Source organism: Amycolatopsis sp. VS8301801F10 (assembly GCF_046195355.1).
In the GTDB taxonomy this organism is placed as follows: Bacteria; Actinomycetota; Actinomycetes; order Mycobacteriales; family Pseudonocardiaceae; genus Amycolatopsis.
The window spans coordinates 6,210,005-6,222,656 of sequence record NZ_CP176065.1; the positions used below are offsets into that span (position 1 = coordinate 6,210,005).

At 70.5% G+C, this 12,652-nt stretch carries 13 protein-coding genes; 5 read left to right on the forward strand and 8 right to left on the reverse strand.

Annotated features, from left to right (window positions below; translation table 11 throughout):
- Positions 1-11: 11 nt before the first annotated feature.
- The 5 genes from purU to F9C11_RS29345 are packed head-to-tail and all read right to left on the reverse strand — an operon-like array spanning position 12 to position 5,700.
- Complete coding sequence (gene purU, locus F9C11_RS29325) at positions 12-857, reverse strand: formyltetrahydrofolate deformylase (protein ID WP_409180581.1); 846 nt, start codon at positions 855-857, stop codon at positions 12-14.
- Complete coding sequence (locus tag F9C11_RS29330; protein ID WP_409180582.1) at positions 854-1,405, reverse strand: sarcosine oxidase subunit gamma; 552 nt, start codon at positions 1,403-1,405, stop codon at positions 854-856. The genes purU and F9C11_RS29330 overlap by 4 nt, the downstream gene beginning before the upstream one ends.
- Positions 1,395-4,172 carry a 2Fe-2S iron-sulfur cluster-binding protein gene (locus tag F9C11_RS29335; protein WP_409180583.1) on the reverse strand — a complete coding sequence of 926 codons (2,778 nt, stop codon included), beginning with the start codon at positions 4,170-4,172 and terminating at the stop codon, positions 1,395-1,397. The genes F9C11_RS29330 and F9C11_RS29335 overlap by 11 nt, the downstream gene beginning before the upstream one ends.
- The gene (locus tag F9C11_RS29340) at positions 4,169-4,447 is read right to left on the reverse strand and encodes a sarcosine oxidase subunit delta (RefSeq protein ID WP_409180584.1); all 279 of its coding nucleotides are present in this window, start codon (positions 4,445-4,447) and stop codon (positions 4,169-4,171) included. The genes F9C11_RS29335 and F9C11_RS29340 overlap by 4 nt, the downstream gene beginning before the upstream one ends.
- 8 nt (positions 4,448-4,455) lie before the next feature.
- A complete protein-coding gene (locus F9C11_RS29345) occupies positions 4,456-5,700 on the reverse strand; it encodes a sarcosine oxidase subunit beta family protein (RefSeq protein ID WP_409180585.1) in 1,245 nt (414 codons plus the stop codon).
- Between the two features lie 71 nt (positions 5,701-5,771).
- Between F9C11_RS29345 and F9C11_RS29350 the strand changes: the two genes are divergently transcribed.
- Positions 5,772-6,434, forward strand: coding sequence for a GntR family transcriptional regulator (locus tag F9C11_RS29350; RefSeq protein ID WP_409180586.1), 663 nt, complete (start codon positions 5,772-5,774; stop codon positions 6,432-6,434).
- Here the strand turns inward: F9C11_RS29350 and F9C11_RS29355 are convergent.
- Positions 6,431-7,552 (reverse strand): aromatic ring-hydroxylating oxygenase subunit alpha, encoded by a 1,122-nt coding sequence (locus F9C11_RS29355; RefSeq protein WP_409180587.1) that lies wholly within the window; start codon positions 7,550-7,552, stop codon positions 6,431-6,433. The genes F9C11_RS29350 and F9C11_RS29355 overlap by 4 nt on opposite strands.
- 280 nt (positions 7,553-7,832) lie before the next feature.
- On the opposite strand from F9C11_RS29355, the gene F9C11_RS29360 reads away from it, so the two are divergent.
- Together F9C11_RS29360 and F9C11_RS29365 are read left to right on the forward strand one after the other, a co-directional pair.
- Positions 7,833-8,150, forward strand: a complete 318-nt coding sequence (locus tag F9C11_RS29360; protein WP_409180588.1) for a bifunctional 3-phenylpropionate/cinnamic acid dioxygenase ferredoxin subunit — start codon at positions 7,833-7,835, stop codon at positions 8,148-8,150.
- On the forward strand, positions 8,147-9,304 hold the full coding sequence (locus F9C11_RS29365) for an NAD(P)/FAD-dependent oxidoreductase (RefSeq protein ID WP_409180589.1): 1,158 nt from the start codon (positions 8,147-8,149) through the stop codon (positions 9,302-9,304). The genes F9C11_RS29360 and F9C11_RS29365 overlap by 4 nt, the downstream gene beginning before the upstream one ends.
- Here F9C11_RS29365 and F9C11_RS29370 read toward each other — a convergent pair whose 3' ends face one another.
- Positions 9,305-9,739 carry a L,D-transpeptidase gene (locus F9C11_RS29370; protein ID WP_409180590.1) on the reverse strand — a complete coding sequence of 145 codons (435 nt, stop codon included), beginning with the start codon at positions 9,737-9,739 and terminating at the stop codon, positions 9,305-9,307. It lies immediately after the preceding gene.
- Between the two features lie 85 nt (positions 9,740-9,824).
- Positions 9,825-10,373, reverse strand: coding sequence for an HD domain-containing protein (locus F9C11_RS29375; protein WP_409180591.1), 549 nt, complete (start codon positions 10,371-10,373; stop codon positions 9,825-9,827).
- 71 nt (positions 10,374-10,444) lie between these two features.
- Here F9C11_RS29375 and F9C11_RS29380 point away from each other — a divergent pair, with 71 nt between their 5' ends.
- Both F9C11_RS29380 and F9C11_RS29385 read left to right on the forward strand, forming a co-directional pair.
- Complete coding sequence (locus F9C11_RS29380) at positions 10,445-11,248, forward strand: crotonase/enoyl-CoA hydratase family protein (RefSeq protein WP_409180592.1); 804 nt, start codon at positions 10,445-10,447, stop codon at positions 11,246-11,248.
- 534 nt (positions 11,249-11,782) lie between these two features.
- Complete coding sequence (locus F9C11_RS29385; protein WP_409180593.1) at positions 11,783-12,652, forward strand: glycosyltransferase family 2 protein; 870 nt, start codon at positions 11,783-11,785, stop codon at positions 12,650-12,652.

Consider the following 12,652-nt stretch of genomic DNA (forward strand, 5'->3'; position numbering starts at 1 on the left):
CCTGGGATAGGTCAGCGGAAGACGACGGTCCGGTTGCCGTTGAGGAGCACGCGCCGCTCGCAGTGCCAGCGCACCGCGCGGGAAAGCGCGAGGGCTTCGGCGTCGCGGCCGACGGTCGCGAGCGCGCGCGGCGAGTGCGAATGGTCGACCCGCTGCACCTCTTGTTCGATGATCGGGCCCTCGTCGAGTTCGGGAGTCACGTAGTGCGCGGTCGCGCCGACGTACTTCACGCCCCGGTCGTAGGCCTGCGCGTACGGTTTCGCGCCCTTGAACCCGGGCAGGAACGAATGGTGGATGTTGATCGCGCGGCCCTGCAGTTTCTGGCACAGCTCGTCGGAGAGGACCTGCATGTAGCGGGCGAGCACGACGAGGTCGATGTCGTGTTCGCGCACCAGGTCGAGCAGCCGCTGCTCGGCCTCCGGTTTGGTCGCCGGGGTGACCGGGATGTGCACGAAGGGCAGCCCGGCGGCCTCGGCCATCGGGCGCAGGTCCTCGTGGTTCGACGCGACGAGGGCGATTTCCGCGCCGAGCGCGCCCGCCCGCCAGCGGAAGAGGAGGTCGTTGAGGCAGTGTCCGGCCTTGGAGACCATCACCAGCAGCCGGTCCGGGGTGCGGTCGGAGAACCGGTACCGCATGGCGTAGTCGCGGGCGACGAGGTCGAACTCGCGGGTGAGATCGTCCACTGTGGCCGGTCCGGCGCAGGTGAATTCGGTGCGCAGGAACAGTTCCCCGTGCACGTCGTCGTCGAACTGCTGATGCTCGACGATGTCGCAGCCGTTGCTCACGAGGAACGTGGTGACGGCGTGCACGATCCCGGAGCGCTCGGGGCAGTGCAGGGTCAAGGTGAACTGGGTCAAGACTCCTCCTCTCGGTACTCCAGCGCCGCGTCGGCGAGCCAGGCGGCGAAATAGGGGGCGAACGACTGGCGCACGAGGACGGTGAATTCGTCCGCTTCCCGCACCAGCAGGACGATTCCGGTGCGCGCGTACCGCGTCTGGACGCAGGTGCCCGGCGGCGCGGCCTTGGGGTAGAGGTCGAGCGCGCAGCCGTGCGCGAGGACGTCTCGGGCCGCCGGTCCGGCCAGCTGCACCGTGGTGCGTTGCGCGGACACGTCCGTCACCGCGCCGACGGTGATGGCTTCCCGCAGCGCGGCTTCGGTGCCTTCGGGAGCGCCGAGCACGAGGTACTCGTCGGGGCCGAGCCACAGGACATCGCCGATACCGCTGGTGAACCGGCAGGCCTCCGGGAGCGCGGCGCCGAGCACGGCCGCCGCGGCGTCGTGGCCCTCGCGGAGGCGGACGTTCAGCTGCGAAACGAACGGGCGTTCCTCGGCGAGCACGGCTGGTGCGCAGCTGGCGAGCAGGCCCGCGTGCTCCGCGAGCGGAGACACGGTCTTAGCCGTCACGGCGGGTCCCCTCCTTGTCGTAGAGCACGGATTCGGTCACCGTCACCGGCACCACCTCGTCGCCGACCGGGACGTACAGCGTCTCCCCGATCCGTTCCCGGCCGGAGCGGACGAGAGCCAGCGCGAAGGTGCGGTTCAGCGCGGCGCTCGGGTAGCTGGACGTGACGTGTCCGAGCATGCGGACCGGCGGCTTCGGCACGTGCGCGGTCTCGATGATCTGCGCGCCTTCCGGCAGCAGCACGGTCGGATCGACCGGCAGCAGGCCGACGAACTGCTTGCGGTCCGGGCGCAGGTTTTCCGCCCGGGAAAACGACCGTTTGCCGAGGAAGTCGGCCTTCTTCTTGGACACCGCCCAGCTCATGCCGAGGTCCTGAGGAGTGACCGTGCCGTCGGTGTCCTGGCCGATGATCGGGTAGCCCTTCTCCGCGCGCAGGACGTGCATGGTTTCGGTGCCGTACGGCGTGATTCCCCGCGCGGCCAAGGCTTCCCAGAGCGCCAGGCCGTACCAGGACGGCACGTTGATCTCGTAGGCCAGCTCGCCGGAGAAGCTGATCCGGCATACCCGCGCGGAGATCCCGGCTACCTCGGCGTCGCGCCAGGTCATGAAACCGAAGGCCTCGTTGCTGACGTCCAGCTCCGGAGCGAGCCCGGCCAGCACCGCGCGCGAACGCGGGCCGACGAGCGCGACGGTGGCCCAGTGCTCGGTGACCGAGGTGGCGAACACGCGCAGGTGCGGCCACTCGGTCTGCAGCCACTCCTCCATCCAGTCCAGCACCATCGCGGCGTTTCCGGTGGTCGTGGTGACGAGGAAGCGGTCCTCGGCCACGCGGATCACGGTGCCGTCGTCGATCACCATGCCGTCGACCCCGCACATCACGCCGTACCGGATCCGGCCGACCTTGAGCGTGCTCATCAGGTTCGTGTAGAGCAGGTCGAGGAATTCGGCGGCGTCCGGGCCTTGCACGTCGATCTTGCCGAGGGTGGAACCGTCCATCATGGCCACGTCGGTGCGCGCGGCAATGCATTCGCGGCGGACCGCCTCGGGCAGGTCCTCCCCCGGCCGCGGGTAGTACCACGGTCGCTTCCACTGGCCGACGTTCTCGAATTCCGCGCCGTGTTCGACGTGCCAGGAATGCAGCGCGGTGACGCGGACCGGGTCGTGCAGCTCGCCGCGGTTCCGGCCGGCCAGCGCGGCGAAGGCGACCGGCGTGTACGGCGGGCGGTAGGTGGTCGGACGGCGGTCCGCCAGGTCGGCGCCGAGGGCTTCGGCGGTGATCCCGGCCGCCAGCATGCCGGAGGTTTTGCCCTGGTCGTGCGCGGTGCCGATGGTGGTGTAGCGCTTGACGTGCTCCAGCGAGGCGAGGCCCGCGCCGGTCGCGCGGAGGATGTCGGAGACGGTCGCGTCGCGCTGCAGATCGACGAACCGGGTGTCCACTTCGGACTCCGGACCGGGGATCTGCCATGCGACGGCCGGAGCCAGCTCGCGCGGCCGGGCGTCGGAGACCGGGAGCGGGATCTCCTCCGGTGCTTCGCCTAGGGCCTTCGCGGCGGCGGCGCGGCCTTCGCGCACGCAGCCGGCGAAGTCGAAAGTGCCGTTCGCGCTGCCTGCCACGCGTGCGGTCGGGAGATCGCCGTCCGGGAGATACGCGCCGAGCGCGGGTTCGTAGCGCAGAGCACCGCGTTGCTGGCTGAACAGGTGCACTGCCGGGGTCCAGCCGCCGGAGACCAGGAGCGTGTCGCAGGGAATCAGTTCCCCGCCGACGCGCACGCCGGTGATGCGCTCGGTCCCCTCCGTGCCAGTGACCGCCGCGCCAGTGCGGACTTCGATGCCCCGTTCCGCACAGGCGGCGGCCCAGTTTTCCGGAGCGGCCGGGCGGACGTCGACCACCAGCGGGATTTCCACGCCCGCGTCGGCGAGGTCGATCGCGGTGGCGTAGGCGGAATCGTCCATGGTGAACACGACGGCGCGGCGGCCGGGGACGACGCCGTACCGGTGCAGGTACGTCCGTGCGGAGTTCGCGAGGAGGAGGCCGGGGCGGTCGTTGTCCGGGAACACGATCGGGCGTTCGTGCGCGCCGGTCGCGAGCACGGTCTGCCGCGCGCGGATCCGCCACACGCGCTGCCGGGCCGCGCCGGACGTGCGGTGCTGCAATGCCAGGACGAACCCGTCGTCGTAGGCGCCGAACGCGGTGGTCCGGTCGAGCACGTGCACGTCCGGGGTCGCGCGGAGTTCGTCGGCGATCGCGCGCGCCCATTCGACGGCGGGCTTGAGGTCGACGTACTCGTTCGAGCCGAGCAGCGAACCGCCGGGCTCCGGCTGGTCGTCCACCAGCACGACCCGCGCTCCGGCCCGCGCCGCCGTCACGGACGCGACCAGACCGGCCGGCCCGGCTCCGACCACCAGCACGTCACAGTGCAGGTGCTTCGCGTCGTACCGCGCCGGGTCCGGTTCGGTCGCCAACCGGCCCTGGCCGGACAGGCTGCGCGCGACCAGGCCGTCGTACAGCTCGACGGTGGTGGCGGTCCGCATCGGCTCGGGGAACGGCTTTTCCAGCTGCACGACCGCGTTCGGCTCTTCGACGCCGGCGGCCATGATGCCGCGCGGGCGGCCGAGCTTGACGCTCCGTGCGACCTGGTGCACGCCGTTGGCGAGCAGCGCGGACGCGAGCGTGTCTCCGGGGTGGCCGGTGAGTTCGCGGCCGTCGAAGGCGAACCGGAGCAGGGTGTCGCGGTCGACGTGGCCGCCGCTGGGGACGCGGAAGGTCATGGGATCACCGGCCGGGGTTCGTCGAGGCGGTAGACCGCCGCGAATTCGTGGGTGCGGGTGTCGCGGACGGCGTTGAACCAGCGGCGGCAGCCCGCGCTGTGCGACCAGCGCTCGGCGAGCGGGCCGCTCGGGTTGGCGCGGAAGAAGAGGTACTTCGCCCACTCCTCGTCCGACAGCGCCGCCGGGTCCTGCGGGTACGCGACATGGGCTTGGCCGCCGTAGTGGAATTCGGTCTCCTCGCGGGGACCGCACCAGGGGCAGGGAATCAGCTGCACAGTGGCTCCTAATGCGCGACGGCGGCGGCGCCGTGCTCGTCGACGAGCGCGCCGGTGGTGAACCTCTCGAGGGTGAACGGCTCGGCGTACGGATGCGGCTTGCCCTTCGCGACGGTGTGCGCGAAGCAGTCGCCGACGCCCGGCGTGGCCTTGAAACCGCCGGTCCCCCAGCCGCAGTTGAGGTACAGGTTCTCCACCGGGGTCAGCCCGATGATCGGCGACGCGTCCGGGGTCACGTCGACGATGCCCGCCCAGGTCCGCAGCAGGTGCGCCCGCGCGAACACCGGGAACAGCTCCAGCGCGGCGGCCATCTGGTCCTCGATGATGTGGAACGCGCCGCGCTGGCCGTAGCCGGCGTAGGAGTCGATGCCCGCGCCCATCACGAGTTCTCCCTTGTGCGCCTGGGAAACGTAGACGTGCACGGCGTTCGACATGACCACCGTCGGGTGCACCGGTTCGAGCAGTTCCGACACGAGCGCCTGCAGCGGGTGCGACACCAGCGGCAGGTCGATGCCGGCCATCTTCGCCAGCACCGAACTGTGCCCGGCGGCGCACAGCGCGACCTTCCCGGCGGCGATCCGGCCCCGGCTGGTTTCGACCGCGACCGCCTTGCCGTCGCGCGTTTCCAGGCCGGTCACCGCGCAGTTCTGGATCAGGTCGACGCCCAGCGCGGCCGCCGCGCGGGCGAAACCCCAAGCCACGTAGTCGTGTTTGGCGATCCCGGCGCGCGGCTGGTAGGTCGCGCCGAGCACCGGGTACCGCACGTCCGGCGAGGTGTTCACGATCGGGCAGAGTTCCTTGACGCCGTCCGCGTCGACCCATTCCGCGTCGATCCCGTTGAGCCGGTTGGCGTTCACCCGGCGCACGCTGTCGCGGACGTCCTGCAGGCTGTGCGCGAGGTTGAGCACGCCGCGCTGGCTGAACAGGATCGGGTAGCCGAGGTCTTCCTCGAGGCCCTCCCACAGTTTCAGCGAGTGCTCGTAGATGCCGGAGCTTTCGTCCCACAGGTAGTTGGACCGGATGATCGTGGTGTTGCGGGCCATGTTCCCGCCGGCGAGCCAGCCTTTCTCGAGCACCGCGACGTTCGTGATGCCGTGCACCTTGGCGAGGTAGTAGGCGGTCGCGAGGCCGTGTCCGCCGCCGCCCACCACGACGACGTCGTACGCGCGCCGCGGTTCCGGGTCCCGCCACAGGAAATCCGGGTGCTCCGGCAGGTCCGCACCCGGCGGACGAGGCTGGTCGGTCGTGGTCATTCCGGCTGGCCTCCCGTATCGGACAACTGGTCGACTACTGATATATCAATCTTCGCTGTAGAGTAGGGCGGGTGAGCACCCCGGTCAACCACGTCATCCCGGCCCCCGCCCCGTCGCTGGCCGAACGCGCCTACGAGTTCCTGCGCGACCGCCTCGTCATGCTCGACATCAAGCCGGGCGACCCGATCAACGAGGAATGGGCGGGCAGCGTGCTCGAGATGGGCCGCACGCCGATCCGCGAAGCGCTGAAACGCCTGGAAACCGAACGCCTCGTGGTGGCGTACCCGCGCCGCGGCACGTTCGCCACCGACGTCAACATCTCCGACCTCGCGCACATCTCCGAGGTCCGGCGCACCCTCGAGCCGACGGCCGCCGCGTCCGCCGCGACGCGGGCGAGCGACGAGGACCGCGCCCGGCTCGTCGCCCTGCGCGATCAGCTGGATTCGGCCACGCCGAGGGAAAACGCCGAACTGCTGCGCACCGACCTCGAACTCCACCGCGCGATCTACCGCTGCGTGCACAATCCGTTCTTCGAGGACACGCTGATCCATTACGACAACCTCGCCACCCGGATCTGGTGCGTGTTCCTCCCCCGGCTGCGCGGGATGGCCGGGCACGTGGACGAGCATTCGCCGCTGCTGACCGCGATCGCCGAGGGGGACGCGAAGAAGGCGGCGGCGCTGACGCTCGACCACGTGACCGGTTTCGAGGAGGCGATCCGGGCGCTGATCTAGTCCCCGGCCTTCGCGCGCACCCAGGCGTGGAACTCGCCGATGTGGTGTTCGCTCGGCACCAGCACGCCGCCGCGGGCGTACGCGCGGGACCCCATCGCCTGCTGGCATCGTTCGCACGCCTCGAAATCCTGCTGGTTCACCCGGTGGAACAGCTCCACCGACCGGTCGAGGTCCGCGCCCGATTCCACGACCTCCGGCAGGTACAGCCAGTCGCAGCGGACCAGGGTGCGGTCCGGGGCCAGCGGGAACATCCGGTGCACGATCACGTGGTCGGGCACCAGGTTCACGAACACCTGCGGCCGGATCGTGATCGCGTAGTACCGGCGGTCCTGGTGCTCGCCGACGCCGGGCAGCCGCGGCAGGCCGTCGCCGCCGTCCACAGTGAACCCGGTGACGTCCGCGCCGAATTCCGCGCCGTGGCCGACGAAATACTGCGCGGCGTATCCGTCCGCGAACTCCGGGAGCACCTCGGTGAGTTCCGGATGGATGGTCGCGCAGTGGTAGCACTCCATGAAATTCTCGATGATCTGCTTCCAGTTCGCGCGCACGTCGTACTCGATGCGCCGGCCCAGCGCGAGATCCTCGATGCCGTAAGCCTCGATTTCGCCCGGGCCGCCGAGCCGTTCGCTCACGTCGGCCATCACCGTGTCGGCAAAGGACGGTGCTTCTTCGGCGAGGCAAACCCAGGCGTAGCCGAGCCATTCGCGCAAATGCACCTTCGTGAGGCCGTATTCGACGCGGTCGACGTCCGGCATGCCGGTCAAATTCGGTGCGGCGACGAGCTTTCCGTCGAGGCCGTAGGTCCAGGCGTGGTACATGCACTGGAAAGCGCGCTTCACCGAACCCTTTTCGTCGGTGCACAGCCGCGCGCCGCGGTGCCGGCACACGTTCAGGAACGCGCGCAGCGCCCCGTCCCGGCCGCGGGCGATCAGCACGCTTTCGCGGCCGATCTGCACGGTCTCGAACTGGCCTGGCGACGGCAGGTCAGCGCTGCGCACCGCGCAGAACCACCCCGCTTCGAAGATCCGCTCCTGCTCCCGGGCGAAGATCGCCGGGTCGGTGTAGTGCGGCCCGGGCAGAGTCGGCAGCAGGCTCTGCGGGAGGTCGATAGCGGTCACCGGCAGGGCTCCTCTCGAACACGGTCGAAGTTGCGTATTACGCGTCTTGTTGCCCTCTCCGGAACAAGATGAGGCCCGGCCGGAGCGCTGTCAAGCACCCTCCCCGGTGCCGCACCCGTTCGCCGGAACCGCCTTCGACCACGGCTTTCACCCGGAACGGCGCTCCGAAAAACTCCACCCCGGAACCTCTTGACGGCGCCCCTTCCGCGCGCTCAGACTCTGTTGCGTATCACGTCAGGTGTTCCTCAATACGCAACAATCCCCAGCTTCGGAGGAATCAATGCTGCGCGCGTGCACTGTGGACGAGCTGCCCCCGGGCGAGTCCGTCCGGATCGCGGGGCCGGAGCCCATCGCCGTCTTCAATGCCGACGGCGAGCTGTATGCGATCGGGGACACCTGCACCCACCAGGACGCGTCGCTGGCCGACGGCTGGCTCGAAGGCTGCTTCGTGGAATGCCCGCTGCACGCGGCGCTGTTCGACCTGCGCACCGGGATGCCGTCCTGCCTGCCCGCCAAGCAGCCGGTGCGCACCTACCAGGTGCGGGTCGACGACGGCGTGATCTACGTGCTCGCCGACGCCGCCGAGGACGCTGCGTGAAAACGGTCGCGATCGTCGGCGCTTCGCTCGCCGGCGCCCGCGCCGCGCAGGAGCTGCGCGCCCAAGGGTTCGACGGTCGCGTGGTGCTGATCGGCGAGGAGCCGCATCTCCCCTACGACCGGCCGCCGCTGTCGAAAGCCTTCCTGGCCGGTACCGCGTCGCGGGAGTCGCTGGACCTGCTCGACGCCGACGACCTCGCCACGCTGGACGTCCGGCTCGGCATCCGCGCGGAGCGGCTCGACCCGTCGACCGGCCGCGTCGTGCTGTCCGAGGGCGAGCTGGAGGCGGACGGCGTCGTCCTTGCCACCGGCGGACGCGCTCGCGCCTTGCCGGGGACGGAATCCGTTGCCGGAGTTCATGTTCTGCGCACTGTGGAAGACGCACTCGCGCTGCGCGAGGAACTGGTTCCCGGTGCGCGCGTGGTGATCGTCGGAGGCGGGTTCATCGGGGCTGAGGTGGCGTCGACGGCCAACGCTCTGGGCCTGGACGTCACCGTGCTGGAGGCATTGCCGACGCCGATGGCCCGCGTACTGGGTTCGGAACTCGGCGCGATCTGCGCGCGTCTGCACGGACGGAACGGCGTCACCCTGCGCTGCGGCGCTTCAGTGGCCGGGCTGTCGACGCTCGACGGCCGGGTCACCGGGGTACAGCTGGAAACCGGGGAGATTCTGCCCGCGGACGTGGTCGTCGCCGGGATCGGCATGGTTCCGGCCGTCGAATGGCTCGACGGCTCCGGGCTGGCGACCGGCAACGGCGTGCATACGAACGCCGGCCTGGTCACTTCGCTGCCGAACGTGGTCGCGGCGGGCGATGTCGCGGCGTACGGCCCGGCAGGCACCCGGCACGAGCACTGGACCAACGCCACCGAACAGGCCTCGGTCGCGGTCGCCAATCTGCTGGCCGGGCAAGTGGTCCGGGAGTACGAGCCGAGCGGCTACGTCTGGTCCGATCAATACGCCGGGACGATCCAGCTCGCCGGGCATCCCTCCCCCGGTGACGAGGTGCGCTTCGCCGAAGGCGGCCCGGACGACGAATCCTTCCTCGCCACCTACCACCGCGACGGCCGGACCGTGGCGGTGTTCGGGCTCAACGACCCGCGGGGGTTCGGCCGCCTGCGCCGGCAAGCGCTGCGGCGGCCGGCGCCCGTCGGGTGATCAGCGCACCACCTGGACCACGTCGCCCGGCTGCAGCGTGTTGTAGAACGCCACCGCGTCGGCGTGCGACAGGTGGACGCAGCCGTGCGACTGGACCTTCAGGCTGCCCTGATGGAACGCGACCCCGGTAGTGGTGAAGAAGACCGAGTACGGCATCGGGCCGTTGAACTGCTTGCTGTAGTGGTCGATGTCCTTGTACTGCACGCGGAACGTGCCGACCGGGGTCGGATACTTGGGCTTGCCGACCGTGACGGGCACGCCGCCGCGGGTGACCTTGCCGTTGTCCATCAGCCACGCCGTGTTGGACGACAGCTTCAGGCACGCCTTCGCCTGGGGCCCGCACGGCGGTCCCGCCGCCTCCGCGGTGGCCGCGAATCCGATCGTTGCCGCCATCGCGGCGACACTGGCCAGCACTGCGGTGAGTTTCCGGTTCATCCTGTGCCTCCCCGAGATGGTCGTACATTGGATCTTTCCCAGAGAGGACAGTTTTAAACCAAAAGTGCGCCCATGTGGGTGAGCGCTAACGAGACCGCCACGCCAGCGGCTCCGTCGCCAGCGCGGCCTCGGCGACCCGCCGGGCCGTATCGGTGAAAAGCCCGGCCTGCGCCGACGCGAGCCATTCGTCCACTGTGGATACTCCGGTCGCGCGGTATTCCAGCGCCTGGAGAAGCATCTCGAGTTTGTCGGCGTCCTTCGCGCACCGCGCCTCGGGCGACTCGCGCGTTTCGTACTCGTCTACCGCCGTCTGCACGGTTTCCGCCGACGCACGCGGCAAACCCGCCGTCTGGTCCGCGGTGATCGCGCGCGGCTCCGGCTTCGTCAGGTACGGCGCGGCGGTGTGCGGGAGGTCGCCGGTGCGGGTCTCCTGCGTGTCGTGCCACAGCGCGAGAAACGCGGCGCGCTCGGGGTTCGCACCCTCCTCGGCAGCGAGCAGCGCGGCCAGCTGCGCCGCCCGGAGACTGTGCTCGGCCACCGATTCCGGGTCGCGGACCCCTGCCTGCCACCAGCCCGCGCGGCGGACCCGCTTGAGCACCCCCAGCTCGAATCCGAACGCCGCCAGGCCGTCCATTCCGCGGTCCCCTTCCCGATCCCGTGCCGTTTCCCGTGCCCTCTTCCCTGCCGGAGCCTACGGGCCGTGGCATGCTGCGCGGACAGCCGCTTCTTCCGCAGGAGGCCCCGTTGAGCACTGTGCTGGTCGAACACGACGGTCCGGTCACCACCATCGGCATCAACCGGCCGGAACGCCGCAACGCCGTCGACCGGGCCACCGCCGAGGCGCTGGCCGACGCCTTGCGGGACTTCGACGCTTCGGACGCCTCCGTCGCCGTGCTGTACGGCGTTGGCGGGACTTTCTGCGCGGGAGCGGACCTCAAGGCGGTGAGCGAGGGCCGCGGCAACCGCACCGAACCGGACGGCGACGGCCCGATGGGGCCGACCCGCCTGCGACTGCGCAAGCCGGTGCTCGCGGCGGTGTCCGGACACGCCGTCGCGGGCGGACTGGAACTGGCGATCTGGGCCGACCTCCGGATCGCCGACGAGACCGCGGTGTTCGGCGTGTTCTGCCGCCGCTGGGGCGTCCCGCTGATCGACGGCGGCACGGTCCGGCTGCCGCGGCTGATCGGCCGCGGCCACGCGCTCGATCTGGTGCTCACCGGGCGGCCGGTCGGCGCGGAGGAAGCGCACCGGATCGGATTGGCCGACCGCGTCGTGCCGTCCGGGCAGGCTTTGCCCGCCGCGATCGCGCTCGCCCGGGAACTCGCCGCGTTTCCGCAGACGTGTTTGCGAGAGGACCGGGCGGCATTGCTGGAGAACGAGTCCTTGAGCGAGGAATCCGCACTGGAAAACGAATTCCGGCACGGGATTCAGTCGCTGCGCTCGGATGCCCTTGCGGGAGCCTCCCGTTCGGCCGAGGGCGAGGGAAGGCACGGATCGTTCGGGCGTTAGTCCCGTCCGATTACCGTTGCACAGCAAGGCATATACCCGCGTCCAGGAAACCGGGGACCGCATGCGGGCATACCTCGCATCCGGCACGAGGCCGCCATTTCCGGCCCGCCGGACGCGCTTTTCGTAGTAGGCCGACCGAGTGAAACCGCACGCGAATCCCTTTCGGTTTTTTGCGCACCCGTCACCATTACCTGCGACGACCGTTCATTCTCGCGGCCGCATTCGGCGCCGCACTGGTCGAGCGCACGAGAAATTCGCTAACCGCACGTAGCGCCCAGGTGCTCGGCATCGATACAGATACAAGGCCGGGCGCCGAAGCGCGCTCGCACGGCCCTCGCGGCCGTTCGCACCGCCCGCCTCCACAACACAACCCCGCCCCCGACCCGTCGCCGGCAGGCTCCCCGCCGGCGGACTCCGACCACCCGGCCTGACGAGGCCGGGCAATCGGTGCTTCCCGCCTCCGGATCCGGCCGCGCCCGCGTGCTCTCCCGCGCCTGTCCCCGCCGAGCACCAGACCAGAACCGAGGTTCCTCCATGACGTCGAACATCGAGCGTTCCAGCTCCTCGCCGTCGGACGACACCGCCGCGAGCCCGGCCGCCGGGCCCTGCTGCCGCCTCCGGACCGCGAGCCGCGGCACCCGCGCCGAACGGGCCCGCCCGCGCAGGCTCTCCGTCGTCATCCCCGCGCTCAACGAACGGGTCAACATGCCGCGCGTGCTGGCCACGATCCCGCACTCCGGCCTCGCGGCGCTGGGCTACGAGACCGAGGTGCTCGTGGTCGACAACGCCTCGACCGACGGGACCGGCGACGTGGCCGCCGCGCTCGGCGCCCGGGTGATCCGGCAGCCGCTGCGCGGGTACGGGCACGCCTACCACGCGGGGTTCGCCGCGGCGACCGGCGACGTGATCGCCACCGGCGACGCGGACTGCACCTACCCGTTCGACCACCTGCCGGGACTGCTGGCCACGCTGGCCGAGCGGCAGCTCGATTTCCTGTCCACCAACCGGCTCGGCCGCGAGAACCGCGACGCGATGAAGCCGTCGCACCGGATCGGCAACCGGGCGCTGACGCTGATCAGCCGGTTCTTCTTCCGTTCGCCGTTCCGGGATTCGCAGTCCGGGATGTGGGTGTTCCGCCGGCACGTCTGGCGCCATCTGGACATCCGCTCCGGCGGGATGCCGTTCTCGCAGGAAATCAAGAACGACGCCTACGTCCGCGGTTTCCGCTGCGGCGAAACGCCGATCGAGTACCGGATCCGCGGCGGCGACGTCAAACTGCACGCCGTGCGCGACGGCCTGCGCAACCTCGCGCAGCTGGCCGCCCACCGGGCGCGCACCGCGCGGGGGCCGGCGAACGCGCTCTGCGCGGGCGAGGCCGAATGCGTCCTGGCGATGGCGGACTGA

Excerpts from the sequence above, each read along its gene's own strand:
- F9C11_RS29335 (WP_409180583.1), bottom strand. The coding sequence starts at position 4,172 with ATGACCTTCCGCGTCCCCAGCGGCGGCCACGTCGACCGCGACACCCTG.
- F9C11_RS29345 (WP_409180585.1), bottom strand. The coding sequence starts at position 5,700 with ATGACCACGACCGACCAGCCTCGTCCGCCGGGTGCGGACCTGCCGGAG.
- F9C11_RS29360 (WP_409180588.1), top strand. The coding sequence starts at position 7,833 with ATGCTGCGCGCGTGCACTGTGGACGAGCTGCCCCCGGGCGAGTCCGTC.
- F9C11_RS29370 (WP_409180590.1), bottom strand. The coding sequence starts at position 9,739 with ATGAACCGGAAACTCACCGCAGTGCTGGCCAGTGTCGCCGCGATGGCG.
- F9C11_RS29375 (WP_409180591.1), bottom strand. The coding sequence starts at position 10,373 with ATGGACGGCCTGGCGGCGTTCGGATTCGAGCTGGGGGTGCTCAAGCGG.
- F9C11_RS29380 (WP_409180592.1), top strand. The coding sequence starts at position 10,445 with ATGCTGCGCGGACAGCCGCTTCTTCCGCAGGAGGCCCCGTTGAGCACT.
- F9C11_RS29385 (WP_409180593.1), top strand. The coding sequence starts at position 11,783 with ATGACGTCGAACATCGAGCGTTCCAGCTCCTCGCCGTCGGACGACACC.